The 16,846-nt window shown below is 52.8% G+C and carries 15 protein-coding genes; 4 read left to right on the plus strand and 11 right to left on the minus strand.

Annotation, left to right across the window (positions count from 1 at the left end; genetic code table 11):
• Positions 1-152 precede the first annotated feature (152 nt).
• The 3 genes from ACFOLF_RS13615 to ACFOLF_RS13625 form a co-directional block, all read right to left on the minus strand.
• Positions 153-404 (minus strand): hypothetical protein, encoded by a 252-nt coding sequence (locus tag ACFOLF_RS13615; protein WP_210044662.1) that lies wholly within the window; start codon positions 402-404, stop codon positions 153-155.
• Positions 405-408: 4 nt separating this feature from the next.
• Positions 409-1,245 carry an adenosylmethionine decarboxylase gene (gene speD, locus ACFOLF_RS13620; RefSeq protein WP_210044663.1) on the minus strand — a complete coding sequence of 279 codons (837 nt, stop codon included), beginning with the start codon at positions 1,243-1,245 and terminating at the stop codon, positions 409-411.
• Between the two features lie 138 nt (positions 1,246-1,383).
• Positions 1,384-2,295 carry a LysR family transcriptional regulator gene (locus ACFOLF_RS13625; protein WP_210044664.1) on the minus strand — a complete coding sequence of 304 codons (912 nt, stop codon included), beginning with the start codon at positions 2,293-2,295 and terminating at the stop codon, positions 1,384-1,386.
• A gap of 123 nt (positions 2,296-2,418) precedes the next feature.
• Between ACFOLF_RS13625 and ACFOLF_RS13630 the strand changes: the two genes are divergently transcribed.
• Together ACFOLF_RS13630 and ACFOLF_RS13635 are read left to right on the plus strand one after the other, a co-directional pair.
• Positions 2,419-2,793 (plus strand): CidA/LrgA family protein, encoded by a 375-nt coding sequence (locus ACFOLF_RS13630; RefSeq protein ID WP_210044665.1) that lies wholly within the window; start codon positions 2,419-2,421, stop codon positions 2,791-2,793.
• Complete coding sequence (locus ACFOLF_RS13635; RefSeq protein WP_210044666.1) at positions 2,793-3,470, plus strand: LrgB family protein; 678 nt, start codon at positions 2,793-2,795, stop codon at positions 3,468-3,470. The genes ACFOLF_RS13630 and ACFOLF_RS13635 overlap by 1 nt, the downstream gene beginning before the upstream one ends.
• Here the strand turns inward: ACFOLF_RS13635 and ACFOLF_RS13640 are convergent.
• Positions 3,451-4,065 carry an AAA family ATPase gene (locus tag ACFOLF_RS13640; RefSeq protein WP_210044667.1) on the minus strand — a complete coding sequence of 205 codons (615 nt, stop codon included), beginning with the start codon at positions 4,063-4,065 and terminating at the stop codon, positions 3,451-3,453. The genes ACFOLF_RS13635 and ACFOLF_RS13640 overlap by 20 nt on opposite strands.
• A gap of 683 nt (positions 4,066-4,748) precedes the next feature.
• Here ACFOLF_RS13640 and ACFOLF_RS13645 point away from each other — a divergent pair.
• The gene (locus ACFOLF_RS13645; RefSeq protein ID WP_210044668.1) at positions 4,749-6,002 is read left to right on the plus strand and encodes an MFS transporter; all 1,254 of its coding nucleotides are present in this window, start codon (positions 4,749-4,751) and stop codon (positions 6,000-6,002) included.
• Here the strand turns inward: ACFOLF_RS13645 and ACFOLF_RS13650 are convergent.
• On the minus strand, positions 5,926-7,077 hold the full coding sequence (locus ACFOLF_RS13650; RefSeq protein ID WP_210044669.1) for a slipin family protein: 1,152 nt from the start codon (positions 7,075-7,077) through the stop codon (positions 5,926-5,928). The two genes, ACFOLF_RS13645 and ACFOLF_RS13650, sit on opposite strands and share 77 nt — an antisense overlap.
• A 542-nt stretch (positions 7,078-7,619) precedes the next feature.
• Positions 7,620-9,038 (minus strand): RtcB family protein, encoded by a 1,419-nt coding sequence (locus ACFOLF_RS13655; protein ID WP_210044670.1) that lies wholly within the window; start codon positions 9,036-9,038, stop codon positions 7,620-7,622.
• Between the two features lie 872 nt (positions 9,039-9,910).
• Between ACFOLF_RS13655 and katA the strand changes: the two genes are divergently transcribed.
• Positions 9,911-11,368 (plus strand): catalase KatA, encoded by a 1,458-nt coding sequence (gene katA / locus ACFOLF_RS13660; RefSeq protein WP_210044671.1) that lies wholly within the window; start codon positions 9,911-9,913, stop codon positions 11,366-11,368.
• A 397-nt stretch (positions 11,369-11,765) separates the two neighbouring features.
• Here the strand turns inward: katA and ACFOLF_RS13665 are convergent, their stop codons facing one another.
• The 5 genes from ACFOLF_RS13665 to ACFOLF_RS13685 all read right to left on the minus strand — a co-directional run bounded on the left by ACFOLF_RS13665 (position 11,766) and on the right by ACFOLF_RS13685 (position 16,832).
• A complete protein-coding gene (locus ACFOLF_RS13665; protein WP_210044672.1) occupies positions 11,766-13,433 on the minus strand; it encodes a helix-turn-helix domain-containing protein in 1,668 nt (555 codons plus the stop codon).
• A 138-nt stretch (positions 13,434-13,571) separates the two neighbouring features.
• Complete coding sequence (locus tag ACFOLF_RS13670; protein ID WP_210044673.1) at positions 13,572-14,576, minus strand: ABC transporter substrate-binding protein; 1,005 nt, start codon at positions 14,574-14,576, stop codon at positions 13,572-13,574.
• 135 nt (positions 14,577-14,711) lie between these two features.
• Positions 14,712-15,578 carry a metallophosphoesterase family protein gene (locus ACFOLF_RS13675; protein ID WP_210044674.1) on the minus strand — a complete coding sequence of 289 codons (867 nt, stop codon included), beginning with the start codon at positions 15,576-15,578 and terminating at the stop codon, positions 14,712-14,714.
• Between the two features lie 130 nt (positions 15,579-15,708).
• Complete coding sequence (locus ACFOLF_RS13680) at positions 15,709-16,050, minus strand: DMT family transporter (RefSeq protein WP_379114647.1); 342 nt, start codon at positions 16,048-16,050, stop codon at positions 15,709-15,711.
• On the minus strand, positions 16,047-16,832 hold the full coding sequence (locus ACFOLF_RS13685) for an HAD family hydrolase (RefSeq protein ID WP_210044675.1): 786 nt from the start codon (positions 16,830-16,832) through the stop codon (positions 16,047-16,049). The genes ACFOLF_RS13680 and ACFOLF_RS13685 overlap by 4 nt, the downstream gene beginning before the upstream one ends.
• Positions 16,833-16,846 lie beyond the last annotated feature (14 nt).

Consider the following 16,846-nt stretch of genomic DNA (forward strand, 5'->3'; position numbering starts at 1 on the left):
TTATTTCGTCTATTCCAATACTATAATTTACATTAATAAGTGTTTAGCGATCAGACGGACATCTTCTGTAAATACGCTTCGAGCCGGTCAAGATTTTGCTCGTTGGCTGGAAATGCGATTTTCTTGACCACAATGTACTTTCGCGCTCCCCGCTACCGAATAGCCAGTCCCAATTCCTCCGCCCGCTTCAGCGACTCGGGAGTGAACTTGTTCTTCCTGTACTTCGTCTCGATCTCTTCCCTGGTCACGGGAATCCATTTAAAATCCTTGTTGATATAGATCATCGTCTTGTTGCCCCAATCCACATGCACCGTCCGGCCCGTTACTTTCTTGACCTGGCCGATTCGGGAGACGGCATAGCCGATCATCACGATGCAATATTTGTCCAGAATGCTGTTGTTCAATTCTTCACTCCTTAGAGCCCTGCCCGATGGAACCAACGCTCATATTTTTGCCGTAGAAAATTTCGTCCATCTCCATCTTCAACTGCTCCGTAATCTCCTGCTCTTCCCCCGGGCCCAGCTTGTCCTTGGTGTAGCCGAACAAATAATTGTTGAGATCGAACTGCTTGAGCTTGCATTTGGTATGGAAAATATTCTCCTGATAGACATTGACATCAATCATATCATACATGCTCTTGATTTGATCCGGAATATAATTCTGAATCGAGCTGATATCGTGGTCTATAAACAATTTATGGCCGTGGATGTCGCGGGTAAAGCCGCGCACGCGATAATCGATCGTCATGATGTCGGTATCGAAGGAATGAATGAGATAATTCAGCGCCTTCAGCGGAGAAATCTCGCCGCAGGTCGACACGTCCACATCCGCGCGGAAGGTGCTGATGCCTTCGTCCGGATGGTATTCGGGGTAAGTATGGACCGTAATATGGCTTTTATTCAAATGCATCACCACGGATTTGGGCAGCGGCCCAGGAGACTGCTCGAACGATTCGGTCGGAGCCTCCTCCACAGGACCCTCGGAAATCAGGAAGGTGACGCTGGCCCCTTGCGGAATATAGTCCTGCTTGGCGATATTGAGCACATGGGCGCCTATGATATCGGTAACAGATTGCAGAATCCCCGTCAGCCGGTCGGAGTTGTACTGCTCGTCGATATATTCAATGTAGGCCTCTCGTTCTTCCTTGGTCTTGGTATAGCAAACATCGTACATATTGAAGCTCAGGGATTTAGTCAGATTGTTAAAACCGTGCAGCGTGATGAGCTGCTCTGGTGTCAATTTCATCGTGGAATACCTCTCTTTTGATGGTTTCAGAGCCGTTCTTCCTCCGGCAGCACCCTTATTCTTCTAATATATTACCCATTAATCCATAACTAAAGCCAAGTGATGAACCCCGCCCCTCATCCCAAGCCGTCCCTAGCATTATCTCAGATTCGTTCTATTCAGGCTTGAGTCCGCAAATAAATCTTTTGTAAATAAAATCCATTCACGCGCGGCACGCGACAAATAGCCTTCCCGCCTCCATACCATAGCCAGCTGCCAAGGGATGACGGGACTGACAAGCGGAACCGAGCATATCTTGTCCTTATCAAAGAACCGGCAAATCGTATCCGGCAGCATGGCGATACCCAGATTCGCCGCTACCATTTCCCCGATGAAATCCCACTGCGTGCTTTCATATTCAATGCGCGGCGTATAACCGACCGCGCGGCATTCCGCAATAATGCGGTTATGCAGGGCAAAATCGCTGTTGAACAGAATAAACCTCTCCTCAGCCAATTCGGCAAGCTCCACCCGCTGCTTTCCAGCAAGCGCATTGGACGGGTGCATGATCACCCTAAGCTCCTCCTCAATGACGGGGAAGGATTCAAACAGCTCATCATCGACCGGGGTCAGCACGACGCCAACATCCAGCTCTCCGCTTGCGACGCTCTCTTCCACTTTAACGGAACCCTCCTCCACCATCCGGATGGCAATCCCGGGGTAAGTCTCCTGGAAGCTTTTGATTACAGAGGGAAAGAAATTCGCCCCTGCCATAGGCGGCAGACCCAGCGAGATATGCCCCTTGTTCAAATAGGTCAGATCATGAAGCTCCGACTGCAGCTGATCGAACAGCTTAAGAATGGGACCGGTATAATTCATGATGGCCTGTCCCGCATCCGTCAGCTTTATAGCCTTGCCGTCACGGACGAACACTTCAACGTTCAGTTCGTTCTCCAAATTCTTGATGGTCTTGCTGATGGTCGGCTGCGTGAGATGAAGCGTTTCGGCGGCTCTGGTGAAGCTCTTCTGGCGTACAATTTCGGCGACGACCTGCAAATGGCGAATTTCCATGATAGCTATAGCCCCTGCCCCTTCTCACATAGACGAATGGAATGTAAACAATTCATTATATTCATTTTACTCATGAAAGGTGACTTCGTATACTAGCATTACAAACGAAGGAGAGAGAAGGCCATGAAATCATTATTTAACCTGATTCTGCAGATCCTGTTCTTCATATTAATGGCTCAAATCGCGGATCATCTCGTGGAATGGCTAAATCTTCCTGTCCCTGGCAGCATTGCGGGCATCCTGCTCACACTCGCTCTGCTCAAGCTGAAGCTCGTCCGCCTGAACTGGATTGAACGGGGCTCCAGGTGGCTGCTTGCAGAGATGCTGCTGTTCTTCATTCCGGCCACGGTGGGGATTATGAATTATACAAGTCTGATCGTGCACAGCGGCTTCGTCATCATGCTTACGATCGCCGCGAGCACAATTGCCGTTATGCTGTTCAGCGGACTGATCGGTCAATGGATATCCGGGAGGCAAAAGAGGGAGGGGATGAGCTGATGGAGGCATTATTCTGGCTTGGCTGCACGATTGCCATCTATTGGGCAGCGAAACGGTTCTACCGTACGTTCAACAAAACGTATCTGACGCCGCTGCTCATTACGCCGATTATCGTCATCGCGGTTATCTGCTTAAGCGGCGTCACCTATGCGGACTATGATCAAGGCGCGGGCCTTCTCTCCGATATGGTGGAGCCTGCTGCGATTGCGCTTGCCGTCATCCTCTACAAGAATGTTGATCTATTAAAAAAGAACGCCGCGGTCATCCTCGCCAGTGTCGGATGCGGCGCTCTTGCTGCGATTGTGACTTCTGCGGGGCTCGCCCATTTGTTCGGACTGTCTGATGAAATCGCCAGCAGCCTCGCGCCGCGCTCGGCAACGACTCCGATTGCCGTCTCGGTGTCCTCGATGATCGGAGGGGTCCCCGCCATTACGGCTGCCGCTACGGTCATTACGGGACTTGTGGGAATGATTATGGGGCCGCTGCTTGTCAAATGGCTCCGCATAAGGCATCCCATTGCCCGGGGACTGCTGCTTGGTACCGGTGCCCACGCGGCCGGAATCAGCAAAGCATTGGAGTACGGTGCGGTATCCGGCTCGGTGGCCGGAATTGCGATGATTTGCACCGCCTTCATTACCTTATGCGCAGCTCCCTGGCTCATGGGTTTATTTCAATAAGGTCGGTGTTGCCGCCATAGACGAACTGCTCAATTAGCGACAGTCTCTCATGATCCAATGATGCGGAATTGTCATAATGAAGCACGGACGAAGCTGGCAGCCTCCAGCGGGTATGGCGGGGAGCAAGAGACTGGCTGAACGCGCTCCAGTTCGCAAGCTTCCAGGCATCCAGAATGGAGCCTCTGCGCTGGATCCGCTGGCGATAGAGCTCCTCATTCTGCAGCTCAACGAAGATGACCTTGACCTCCACATCCTGAAGCGCCGCTCCAATGCCGGCAAGCTCCCGCTCCAGCCACAGCGGATCTTCGGTCTCCTTGGTGAAGGGTCCGATCACATAAGCGTCGCTGCCCAGATCCACATTCTCCAGCGCGGCGTCCATCGTGATTCTGTACCCCAGATCGCGGCAGAGCGTCTTGTAAACAGGGGAATCGCGGTCGTTCGGGTCAAGGCCGGAAAGCCTCATAATCGCCTCGGACGCCGGCCTCGACAACGTATCCATATCGAATAAGGGTGCATGCCGCCTGGCCGCCAAAGCTTTGGCCACCGTTGTTTTCCCCGCCCCGGCGCCCCCGATAAAAAAGACCAGCTTGCGCATATTTTGTTCCTCCATCCTGTATTCATGTCTATCCTGTATTCATCGTCTCTCCAAACACGATCTCGATTCCAATTGAAGCGTAATTGCTACTCCTATTTAAATACGCGCAGAAGGAAAAGACAAGGCTGCGGGAGAGAAGCATCCCTTTCACCTTGTCTTTGAATACCGCAATTCGAGCTAATTTTCCTTGCGGCTGCAGCAGCCGGCAGGGACTTGATCGGCCAGCCAGACTCCGCTGCCCGCATAATAGAATACGACTAACGTAAAAAAGCTGCGGACCGTCTTGCCAGGGTCCACAGCTTCACAAGCAGCTTCATTATCTAAGCTTCACCGTTCATACGCGTAAAATCTTCTTTAATGCCCACAGAGCCCGTCAGAGGGCCGTGAATGGACTTCCCTTGCCTATTTGTATAAAACGGTTGGTATGCGGTCATATTCATCGGCCTCCTCTCATTAATTTTGTCTATCATAATGCCGTCACCCAGCATTTGTCAACGTATTCTTTCTGTACCGGCCGCATATAGCGTCGCCTGAATTCAGCTATCGTCAGAGCACCGCCCTGTTTTGCATAATCCTGTACCAATATGGTTAAGCTTGTTTGAGTATCAGCGCGCCGAATACAAGCACCGGAAGCCCTAATTCCGTCTAAACCGATAAACTTTATATAAGGAGAATCAGCCGGCATGGAAGCGAAAAAGAAATGGGATTTGCTCTCGATAGCTTCAATTCCCTTAACCATGACACTGGCCAACTCCATGCTCATTCCCATTCTTCCCGCTATGCAGAAGGCTTTGGGCATCAGTGCATTCCGGGCCAGTCTGATCATCACTGTCTACGCGGCGGTGGCCATTCTGTTCATTCCGCTGGCAGGCTATTTATCAGACCGGTTCAGCCGCAAAGCGGTTATTCTTCCCGGCCTTATTCTGGTCTCGGCTGCCGGCGTGGGAGCTGGCCTCGCGGCATTGTGGGCCAATCACCCCTACGGGCTGATCATCGTGGCTCGTCTGGTCCAGGGACTCGGTTCTGCAGGATGTTTTCCGGTTGTCATTCCGCTGGTCGGAGATCTGTTCAAGAAGAAAGAAGATGTCAGCAGCGGGCTGGGTGTGGTGGAGACCTCCAATACCTTCGGCAAGGTGCTTAGCCCTATTCTGGGCGCATCACTGGCGATTTGGGCATGGTATATTCCCTTTTTCGCGATTCCATTATTCAGTATGATTTCATTCGTGCTGGTCCTTCTTCTGGTCAAATCCCCTTCCAAAGAGCGGGAAACAGCCGACACCGGCCTGAGGACCTTCCTGAAAACCACCGGCTCCCTGCTGCGGTCGAAGGGCAAATGGCTGTACGGCATCTTCGCGATTGGCGGCATCTGCATGTTTGTCATCTTTGGCAGCCTGTTTTATTTGTCGGAGACCCTGGAGGACCGGGGGCTGAATTCAATCATCAAAGGGCTGGTGCTCGCTGTTCCGCTCGCCTGCCTTTGCCTGACTTCGTATCTGAGCGGCAAATGGATCGGCGAGAATAAAGTTGTTATGAAATGGTCGTGCTTCACCGGATTGGTTGTTGCGGCCGCAAGTCTGTATATACTCGGATGGCTGCAGTGGAGTCATACGTGGTGGATGGTCGCTATGCTGGGTGTCTCCTCGACCGGAATCGGCGCTGCGCTGCCAAGCCTGGATGCCCTGATCACGGAAGGCATAGAAAAGGAACAAAGAGGTACAGTGACCTCTTTGTACAGCAGCATGCGGTTTATCGGGGTTGCGGCAGGACCGCCGGCAAGCGCACTACTGATGGACCGGTCGATGGTACTGCTTTTTACCATTATCGCATCGACGGCGCTCGCCTCCGCTGTCATCACGCTCATTACGATTCGCCCCGGGGCGAAGAGTCGGCCAAACGGCTCGAGGAGTGGCGCTGGGCGGCGTTCGCCAGCGCGTTGAGCTGTTCGAGCAGATTGCCTCCTCCTGTCAGCGAGATCGTTCCGACCTTCTCGCAGATCTTTTCCAGAAATTCAAGCTCCTTCAGACGGTAGAGCGTGTGGTTCTCATCCATGAGCTTCGCCGTATTCAAGAGGCTGCGGGTCGACGCGGTCTCTTCCCGGCGGGTGATAATCATGGCCTGCGCCTTCTTCTCCGCAAGCAGAACCGTGTTCATGATATCCCGGATCTCGCCGGGCAATATGATATCCTTCACACCGGCCGAGATAAACTGCACGCCGTACTGGCCGCTTTTCTCGTTCAGGCGGGCAAGCACGAATGCGGCAATTTCCTGCTTCATCCGGAGCAGCTCATCCAGCTTCAGCGTGCCGACGTATTCACGCAGAATGAGCTGCAGCACAATATAAATCTGGTCATCGAAGGACTTGATGGCCATGATTTTCAGCGGATCCACGATCCGGTATTGGCAAACAAAATTAAGCCGCAGCGTCACCTTATCCTCCGTCAGCATCTCCTGCCCGGTCATATCCAACTGCTGCTGCCGCAGATCTGCCGGCTTCGCCGTAACGGCAACGGGGCCGCGCCAGAAATAATATTTGCCTGGATGCAGCTCCCGCTGCAGGACATTGTTGAAGTAAAGCAGCGCTGATTCGTAGCTCGCAACTTCAATCGTCTGCACATACCCGTTCAGCCTGGGCAGAATGGCGGCATCCACCTCGCCCGTTATTTCCGGCTTTCCAGTATCCACATGCGTAAAGCTGTGTTTCTTCCATGCCTTCCAGTAGGCGTATACGCCTGGTTTCAGGATAGATATGAACTTGCCGTCCGCGTAATGCAGCGCGTATTCATGATCCGCCACATCCACGACCGCCAATTCCTCAACAAGCTGGCTATCCTGCAAAAACAGCTGCAGCTCCTTGCCTGCCACATCAAATGGCTTCGCCACATTCATAATCGTTATGGTATCGTCGGAAAAGACGGATGTCCGGTATGTACCGGGCTGAAGATGTTTGGCATAGCTGCCTTTGCGAAACAGCAATCCCCGCTCATCCGCTTTTATGATCACTTTTTTCAACATGTTTGTTTGCACCTCTTTTTTCGTTTGTTGCCTTTACGCTTGGGAAGCCTCCTGCAGCTTAGACGGAATCGGGCTTGAGAACAGCGCCCTCCTCGGGTTCGGTGTCTTGTCAAACTGCCGTTTACTTGCGATGGTTCCGCCTGCTCCCCGCACCCTGTCCTGACAGCCGGGACCTAGAGAATGGCCGCTGGTTCGGTATCCGCCCCATTGCATAGCCGCTGCCGCAGCGACAGGGCACGAATGCCCGCCATGAGACTTCCTCCTTGGTAAAAGCTTCAGATTTGCAGTTCTCGATCCTCAGTCGAGTGCTCTACCACTTGAGCTTAATCGCCCAGTTGGGGACGATAGGGGATTCGAACCCCTACAGATGGTGGGATCCGCGCCGGTACGGTCGTACAGCATACAAGCACATAGCATGTGCAGGCACTGCGGGATGAATGAGACATCCCAGCCAAGGTACGCCGCCCATTTCACGAATCCAATCTATTATTGATATTATCTTTAATAGCGCTGATGATTGATGCTGTTAGCTGCATCTAAAGTCAAATGCCTTTGATAGCCGCCATCGGCTTGCATACGGCGACCACCTCGGCAAGGGATGCCCCGACGATGCTGTCGATGATTTGATCCACATCCTTGTAGGCTTGCGGGCATTCGTCCAGAATCGTCTGCAGGGATGGATGGTTGACCAGAATCTCTTCCTCTGTCCCTACCTTCAGGGACTGCTGGAATTGATCGACCGTGACCAGCTCCTTCGTCGCCTTCCGCGATCTTGCCCGCCCTGCGCCGTGGCAGATGGAGTAGAAGTTCTTCAGGCCTTCCTCTTTTCCCACCATGATATAGGAGGAGGTTCCCATGGAGCCCGGGATAAGGGCGGGATGGCCCGTAGCCTTGTAGGCCGGCGCATTCATAAAATGCTTCGGCGGCAGCGCCCGGGTCGCCCCTTTGCGGTGGACAAGCATGGGCTGGTTGCGGTGAAATTCCTGCAGCGCATAATTATGCATCAGATCATAGAGAACGGGCATCTGCAGGCCCGACCCGAACACCTCCCGGAAACCCTCCTGTACGCCGAAAGCAATCATATGCCGGTTGCTGACAGCAAAGTTCAGAGCGGAGTACATCAGGTTCAAATAGGTTTGCCCTTCTTGGCTTGCGATCGGCGCATAGATCAGATTCGGATCGGGATTGCTGACTCCCCACAAATGCATCGCCTGCTTGAGAATCCGGTTGTATTCCCGTCCAAGCATCGCACCCCAGGCCCGGGAGCCGGAATGGATCATCACAACCACCTGTCCGTCGAACAACCCCCACTGGGCAGCAAGGTGCTTTTGGGACCCGCTAATTTCCAGGACCTGAATTTCTATGAAATGGTTGCCTCCGCCAAGAGAACCCAGCTGCCCGTGGGCGTTTCTGCGGATTTTCGGGGGAAGCTGCTCCAGATAAGCATGATCGTATGAAAAGGTGGACTCCTCCACATGCGTCAACCACTGCGCATCGGGAATATATCGGGCCGGCAGCCCCTTCAGACCGTTGCGGACCACGTTCATAATTTCGATATCCGCATAATTCGTGTTGGTGCGTTCATTGGTGGGCACATATTTCTCGATAGCGGCAATCAAGTCGCGGCGGACCGCTTTATCCTGAATATCCTGCTTGCGCAGCTGCGTCGTATGGACGCGCATGCCGCAGCCGATGTCATCCCCGACAATGGAAGGGGAAACGCAGCCATCTCTCATATTCCATACCGCCGTTGTTCCAATGCATGTTCCAACGCCAATATGCGCATCCGGCGTATAGCTCATATATTGATTGCGCGGGATGCGCAGATTATTATCCGCCATCTCATACATATTCGAATGGAAAGATTGAAAAATCTCTTCATTGGCATAGACATGAAGCTTGCCGTGCGCAAGCTCCATTTCGTGATGATTGTTTCCGTGAAAGCTATAATTCCTATTCATGATTTGCTTGATCCTCCAATGTTCTCATGCTTCAAGTTCAGCGCCCCGCGCTCTCTCTGATGTGTCTTATCTTCGCTTATTACAGCGTGTGCGAACATGGTGAAAGTATGGCGACAAGGAGAAATTTGAGAAAAATGGACACTCATGGAGCTGACTGTTGGGCCTCAAGCGGCCCGCATCTGCGCTGCAGCAAGGTTTATCCGGTTTACAGCGCCGGATACCGGTGCTGGCGAGCATGTAAGCCGATTTTTCCTTGCTGGGGATGAATTTCGGGCCTCGAGCGGCCCACATCTGCGCTGCAGCAAGGTTTTTTCGGTTTACAGCGCCGGATACAGGTGCTGTGGCGCTTGTAAACCGATTTTTCCTTGCTGGGGATGACTTTTGGGCCTCGAACGGACCCATCTACGCTGCAGCAAGGTTTTTCCGGTTTACAGCGCCGGATGCCGGTGCTGGCGAGCGTGTAAACCGATTTTACCTTGTTGGAGCTGACTATTGGGCCTCGAGCGGCCCCGATCTGCGCTGCAGCAAGGTTTTTCCTGGTTTTCCGGCTTTCATCGCCGAATGCCCAGAACCCCGTCAAAATAATTCCAGTCTAAACCTATATTTCTAAAAACAGGACGGGGTATTGCCATCTTGGCCCAAACCAGGTGAACAACCTGTAAACCAAGCACCCTAAGGGTCAACGCAATTACACATGAAAAAAAGACTGGGCGGCACATTTTCAGTTGTGCTCCCAGTCTTTTTGTGTTGTAAATCCCTAATTCCAAATTTTTAATTATATTTATTATAATTTAATATTAGTTTTATATTGATAATTATTATCATATAATTTATAGTTAAAAACATAATCAAACAGAAGAGGTGATTGAACGATGACCACAGATAAAAATAAGCTTACCACAAGCTGGGGCGCTCCGGTTGGAGATAATCAGAACTCCATTACGGCAGGCTCCCGCGGACCGACTCTGATCCAGGATGTCCACCTGCTCGAGAAGCTGGCTCATTTCAACAGAGAGCGCGTTCCGGAGCGGGTCGTTCATGCCAAAGGCGCAGGTGCGCACGGTTACTTCGAGGTTACAGCGGATGTTTCGAAATATACGAAAGCAAGCTTTCTGTCCCAGGTGGGAAAACGCACCCCCATGTTCGCCCGGTTCTCTACCGTTGCCGGCGAGAACGGCTCTGCCGATTCCGTGCGGGATCCGCGCGGCTTTGCCCTGAAATTTTATACCGAAGACGGCAATTATGATCTGGTCGGCAATAATACACCGGTTTTCTTCATTCGCGACGCCATCAAGTTCCCGGACTTTATCCATACGCAAAAGCGCCACCCTGCCACACATCTGAAAAATCCGAACGCGGTATGGGATTTCTGGTCCCTCTCCCCGGAATCGCTGCACCAGGTCACGATTCTGATGTCGGACCGCGGCATTCCCGCCACCTACCGTCATATGCACGGCTTCTCCAGCCACACCTTCAAATGGGTGAATCAGGAGGGAAACGCCGTTTGGGTGAAATACCATTTCAAGACGGAGCAGGGCATCCGCAATCTGACCGAGGAGGTCGGCACCCAAATAGCGGGAGAAAATCCCGATCATCATACCGAGGATTTGTTTAACGCCATTAAGAACGGGGATTTCCCGGCATGGAAATTATTCGTGCAGATTATGCCGCTTGAAGATGCGGATACGTACCGCTTCGACCCCTTCGACGTGACGAAGGTATGGTCGCAAAAGGATTATCCGCTCATAGAAGTCGGGCGGATGGTTCTCGACCGGAATCCGGATAATTATTTTGCCGAGGTGGAGCAGGCTACCTTCTCGCCGGGCACGCTCGTGCCGGGCATCGATGTTTCGCCTGACAAAATGCTTCAGGGCCGCTTGTTCGCTTATGCGGATGCGCATCGTTATCGTGTAGGCGCCAACCATCAGGCGCTGCCGATCAATCGGCCGCGCAATGAGGTGAACAACTACCAGCGTGACGGCCAAATGCGGTTTGACAGCAATGGCGGAGGCTCCGTCTACTATGAGCCCAACAGCTATGGCGGACCTGCAGAGTCCCCGGAAAGCAAGCAAGCCGCGTACCCCGTATCCGGCCTCGCGGCAAGCGTCGCTTATAATGAGCATGATCATTATACGCAGCCGGGAGACCTGTACCGCCTGCTGAGCGAAGAGGAACGGGCACGCCTCATCAAGAACATCGTCGGCGCCATGGCTCCCGTTGAGAAGGACGAGATCAAGCTCCGCCAGATCGGCCACTTCTACAAAGCGGATCCGGAATACGGAAGACGCGTTGCAGAGGGGCTTGGACTGGAAGTTCCGCCGGGGCTTTAAGAGCTGTAAGAAGCTTGGCTGAAGCGAAGAATGAGACTAATCAAGTGCTGTCAGTTCAGGAAGATACACCTTACGTATCTGGCTTATAGAAGCGAAATATATATGTTCTAAAAGGTCGGAAGAGCCGGCTCTAGCCTTCCTCCGTCGGCAAAGCCAGTTTCTTCGCTTACCCTTAATGGCAATTATAAAGGTGAAACTTATATATGCTGTAAAGTTAAAAAAATACTCTTTCCCCTTATGGGCGAAAGAGTATTTTTTGCATATTTACACACAAATTCACTCCTTTACATGCGCACATCCCAGGTTGGGTATAATGTCCGTTGGCCGGCATCTATCAACGATCCGATCACATTCCCCGCTTTTTCTCCAGGCGCAATTTTTCTATTCAACCAACCTCTTACGAAGGTTGGCTCAAAAGCTGCGGGAGCATGGCCAGCAGCATGTCCCTTGTAATCGGATCATCGAAATTCCATTTGGCATCCGTCACATGGTACCGGGCGGCTTGGACGGCAGGCAGCTCCTGCCAGAGCCTGCTGCCAGTCAGCTTGCGTGCCTCGCTCTGCGACAGCCCGTCTTCGCCGATCAGAAGAAATATCCGATCCCCGGCGTAAGCCGGCAGATCCGCAGCCGCTATCGCGAGAAAGGGAATCCCGTCCCCGATCATAGTTTCCACTTCTTTGGCCGGTCTGAATGTCAACGGGTGATAAAGCGTTAACGCGATTCCGCGGTTCCCCATTACAAAAAGCTGCTCCTGCAGCTGCAAAATAACGGCTGCCGTTTCCCTGACCGTTCTGCCTGAATCGTAATTCCTCCAAAAGTCGTTTTCTTTGCTCTCGTATCGGGCAATCCAATTCTCCGCCTGCCGCTTCTTCCCGAATAATTCCGCCGTCAGCCGCAGCCGGTCAAATAAGTTTTCACTCCTGCGGATACTCACCGTCGGCGCAATATCCGAGAAAATTTCAAGCGATTCATTCAGATCGCTGCTGTGCAGAATCAGATCAGGCTGAAGCTCGCGAATGCGTTTGGGATCTCCCACAGTGCCCACATCCGAAATGCTGCCCAGCTTGTTCCGATAGACTACCTGCCGTCCGATAACGGTCAGATCCGCGCCCAGCGGCTTGATGCCCAGGGCAATCATCTCCCCGAGCGCATAGCCGATGGCGACTACCCGTGCGGGGTGGAGAGGAATTTCGATTTCCCGGCCGCGCCAGTCTTCTCTTCTGACGCCATGATTATATGCACGCGCATACTGCTTCGGCGGGAATCCCATCGTTTGGCGGAAACGCCGGTTGAAGTAGTATTCATCCTTGAAGCCGCTGCTGCGGGCAATTTCCCTCAGCGGATCATTGGAGAGCAGCAGCAGCTCCTTGGCCCGCTTCATCCGCAGCTCCGTCAAATAATCAAGCGGCTTGCGCCCCGTCAGCGTCTGAAATATGGAGGTATACTGCCAGCGCTTCAATCCTGCTGAACGAGCCAGCTTCTCTACTGTGAGGTCCTCCCGGTAATTCTCCACCATATAGGCAACCGTCTGCTGAACGGCCGCTTCCTTGTCCAATCGGTCAGGGTTGGAGCGGCGGCTTTCGAGCAGAAATACAAGCAGCTCCTGAAGGGCAATCTGCTGTTTGAAACGGTTCAAGTCAGCACTGCCCGGCTGCACATCTTCCTGATTCATCATCCGCTCCAGATAATCGTGAAGCCTGGAGAAGGGAGCTGCCGCAACGGGTTCGCCATATGGAAGTAGTTCATGGAACTGGACCGGCCTGCCCTCCCCGATACGATAGATACTGAATGTGATTTGATAGCCACTGGTTGCTCCGCTTACACTGCTGATCCATGCCGCGCCGCTGCCCGGCTTCATGAAGAAGCCGGTTCCCTGCCGGTAAGGAAGCGATTCGCCGTCTATCGTTATCATCCCTTCCCCACAGGTAATCGCGAGGATCGAATGAGTAGAAGCTATTTGGATTTTCTTCGTCTCTCCTGCCGGCAACCCGCTGAGCTTGTTAATGGCTTCGATGGAAAAAAGCAGCGAGTGAAGCACGGAGTCCTGCGGATTATGCGTGTTCAACAGCTTTCCCCCCAGCATATGCAGATAAATGAGAATGATTATCAATATAATCCTTTTTATTGTAATCAAAAAAAAGAAGCTTATCAACGTATTGTTGAAAGCCTCTTTTCTCACCGGGTGTGCAGTAGACCATCCCAGTCATTTTTTCATGATAACAGGGAGTTCTGTCAATAGACGTTTCTTCGTCTCGGGATCGTCGAAATTCCATTTGGTGCTGACATAAAATACTTGTCCGTTCTTGACGGCGGGAATCGATTTCCATAACGCGCTTGCGGCGAAGGAATCAGCCTTGGCTCTTGCCGCATCGTCTTCATCGGTCAGGACATACAGCCGATCACCCATAAAATCAGCCATCACCTCATCCGATATTTGGGCGAAACGCTCATTCTTGTCGATCAAATCCGATTTCACCCTCGCCGACGGCTGAAACTTGAAATTCTCATAAAGCGTCGCGGCAAAACCGCTGTTGCCCATGACGTATAGTTCTTTGCCCAGCTGCAGGAGAACGGTCGCCGTCTCGCCTGACTTGACCCCGATCGCGCTGGTTACCTTCCCGACTTCAGCATTATAGGAACTGATCCACTCCTCGGCCTCCTGCTGCTTGCCGAGAATCTCGCCGAACACGGTCAGCCGTTCATTCGTTGATAATCTGTCATAAGCGACTGTCGGCGCAATTTTGGCCAGCAGATCGTAATCGCCATCCTCGTAATAACTGCCCCCCGCATCCATGAGAATCAGATCCGGCTCAAGCGATGCTATTTTCTCGGGATTGCCCATCAGGTCGCCCACATCCCCAATACCGTCAAGAAGCTCCGGATAGGCAACCTGATCTTTGATGACGCCAAGCGCCGCGCCAACGGGCTTAACGCCCAATGCCAACAGGTCTCCGGGCTCGCCTCCGGTGTAAATAATCCGCTGGGGGTGAACCGGAATCTCGACCGAATGGCCTTTGGAATCCGTATAAGAGCGGGATGCCGGTTCTTCGGCAGTGTCTGCACTTGCTTGCTGCTCTTTTTCCGGCTGAACGCTGGCTGTCCCCGCTGAACCTTCTGTTTCATTCTTGCCTGACCCGCAAGCCGCAAGCAATGTCCCCATCAATGCCATTATGCCTGCCATCATAAAAAATTTCTGCCACGTCTTCATAGCCTGTTCTTTTCCTCCAGCATCATAGCCATATTCGATAATGATTATCATTATCGTTATAGCTATAATAATGGAGATTCGTGTTTCTAACAATGGAGAAACGTCAGGCGGATTTGGGACAAACCGCCGAAGCCATCACCGGGAAGCCGGATAATCCACCTGGAATTGCGCGGATTCCACCCAACTGCCTGATGCGAAGTCCCGGCCTTTCACCAGCACCTTATCTGCGAATACTTCCACGTAATAGCCTTGACTGCCCGCAAGATGCTCGTCCTCATCCGTCCAGAGATAGGCGACCGAGGCCGCATTAAACATGGTTGCCGCAGCCCCCCGGCCATCGAACATCGTATGTCCGGCTTCCAGCTGCCAATGCGTATGCCCGCTGAACATAATCGCTTGCGGATGCTTGCCCAGCACCTGCTTCAGCTCGCTGTCCTGCACAACGCCGTACCACCCCTGAGCCTGCAAAGAGCCTGCCACCGTGTCCATAAGCGGCTGGTGCAGGAAAACAAATACCGGCCGGTCCGCGGAGGCTTCCTCGCCCAGCTTCATATCGAGCCACTCCAGCTGCTCCTGCGTCAGATGACAGAAGTCCTTCAGCCCCTGCTCCGTCCCCAGAAAGATAAAATGATACCCGTCAATCCAGTGATCATGATAGGCGCCCGTCATACCGCTGTATGCGGTGTAATTCCCTAGCCTCGAAGCCCATTCGCCAAAAGCGACATCGTGATTGCCCGCCGCAAACCGGATTGCGGGGAGCCCTTCTTTATTCGCTTCTATGATTTGGTTCAGCTGCTCGTATTCCTTTATAAAACCGTGATCCGTCAGATCGCCGACATGCATAATACCGCTGCTGCCCATACTATTGGCAATAATATCCTTCAGCGCTCTGTCCAAATTCCGGTTGTGTTCATGATCGGCATCTGCAGTCACATGAGTGTCTGTTATGACCTGGAAGGTAACCAGCGGCTTCCCCGCTTCGTTATGATCGTTTCGCCTCATTGGAATGCCCGCACTCCTTTTCAAATAGGCTGCTTTGCGGATGTGCATCTTTCGCATTAGCTGCTTTTCATGTGTGCATCTTATTGCATAAGCTGCTCACTTCGAATATGTCCCTGTATATTTACCGCCGTTAATGAACCTTGGAGCTGATATTTAATCCGATTACACCAATGACAATTACAATAATCCATATAATAGAGGAAAGCGGAAGCTGCTCATTGAACAGCTTCACGCCCGCAAGCGAAATCAGGACGATGCCGATACCGGACCAAATCGCATAGGCAACGCTCATATTCATGTAATGCAGCGCATAATTCAGGAACGTAAAGCTCGCACCGTAGAAGAGGAACATCAGCACGGAAGGCCACAGCCGGGTGAACCCTTCGGACATTTTCATCGATATCGTGCCTGACAGCTCCAAAGCAATCGCCAGGGCAAGAAACAGCCAGCCTATACTGCTCTCCGTCTTCATGCTGCTCCTCCCCCCGGCCGAAGCTCCCTATAATCGCCAATGATGATATCCGCATCGGGAAAATCGTCAGCCCGCGCATTCTCGGAACCGGCTTCGCCAAGCCCAATGCAGAGCCTTGCTCCTGCGGCCCGGCCCATCCGCATATCGCCGTTCGTGTCGCCAATCAGCGCCGCTCCCCGGGTGTCAATGGATAGCTTGCGGCAGGCAAGCTCCATCATATCCGGGAAAGGCTTGCCCCGCTCCACTTGATCCGTGCCGACTACAGCGCCGAAGTATTGCCGGATGCCCAGCCAATCCAGATGCTTCTCCGCCGCCTGTGTTTCATCGGCGGTTACCACGCCAAGCGGGATACCCTCCGCATGGCATGCCGCAAGAAATTCCACAATCCCGGCGATCGGCCGGGCGGGACGAACCCGCTCCAGCTCCTCGTCCGCATCCAAGCGGCATAATTCAACCAACTCCTTGGACTTCGCCCATGACAGGCCGAGGCGGTAGCCCTGCCAGATCAGCAGGGCAAACAGCTCCTGCATCGTCCCCATGGCCAGTGGGCCGCCCCGGTCATAGCCGCTGATCGAGCCATCCGGCCTGTGGATCGTCCCCCACAGGGAGGGCTCGATCGCCGGCAGCTCCAGGCCCTGCTCCGCAAGCCGTCTTCTGAAGCTGTCCATCATATGCCCGCTCCAGCCGCCCCACATGGATATGAAGTCCAGCAGGGTTCCATCCTTATCGAATAAAATGCCCGTTATACCATAGCTGCGATGATGGATCATGAGTTCAGGCATTTTACAAGTCACTC

Source organism: Paenibacillus sepulcri (genome assembly GCF_042647105.1).
Lineage (GTDB): Bacteria > Bacillota > Bacilli > Paenibacillales > Paenibacillaceae > Paenibacillus_Z > Paenibacillus_Z sepulcri.

Coding starts and splice junctions, on each gene's coding strand:
- ACFOLF_RS13645 (WP_210044668.1), top strand. CDS start 4,749: ATGGAAGCGAAAAAGAAATGGGATTTGCTCTCGATAGCTTCAATTCCC.
- ACFOLF_RS13685 (WP_210044675.1), bottom strand. CDS start 16,832: ATGCCTGAACTCATGATCCATCATCGCAGCTATGGTATAACGGGCATT.
- speD (WP_210044663.1), bottom strand. CDS start 1,245: ATGAAATTGACACCAGAGCAGCTCATCACGCTGCACGGTTTTAACAAT.
- ACFOLF_RS13630 (WP_210044665.1), top strand. CDS start 2,419: ATGAAATCATTATTTAACCTGATTCTGCAGATCCTGTTCTTCATATTA.
- ACFOLF_RS13635 (WP_210044666.1), top strand. CDS start 2,793: ATGGAGGCATTATTCTGGCTTGGCTGCACGATTGCCATCTATTGGGCA.
- ACFOLF_RS13670 (WP_210044673.1), bottom strand. CDS start 14,576: ATGAAGACGTGGCAGAAATTTTTTATGATGGCAGGCATAATGGCATTG.
- ACFOLF_RS13650 (WP_210044669.1), bottom strand. CDS start 7,077: ATGTTGAAAAAAGTGATCATAAAAGCGGATGAGCGGGGATTGCTGTTT.
- ACFOLF_RS13655 (WP_210044670.1), bottom strand. CDS start 9,038: ATGAATAGGAATTATAGCTTTCACGGAAACAATCATCACGAAATGGAG.
- ACFOLF_RS13680 (WP_379114647.1), bottom strand. CDS start 16,050: ATGAAGACGGAGAGCAGTATAGGCTGGCTGTTTCTTGCCCTGGCGATT.
- ACFOLF_RS13675 (WP_210044674.1), bottom strand. CDS start 15,578: ATGAGGCGAAACGATCATAACGAAGCGGGGAAGCCGCTGGTTACCTTC.
- katA (WP_210044671.1), top strand. CDS start 9,911: ATGACCACAGATAAAAATAAGCTTACCACAAGCTGGGGCGCTCCGGTT.
- ACFOLF_RS13640 (WP_210044667.1), bottom strand. CDS start 4,065: ATGCGCAAGCTGGTCTTTTTTATCGGGGGCGCCGGGGCGGGGAAAACA.
- ACFOLF_RS13625 (WP_210044664.1), bottom strand. CDS start 2,295: ATGGAAATTCGCCATTTGCAGGTCGTCGCCGAAATTGTACGCCAGAAG.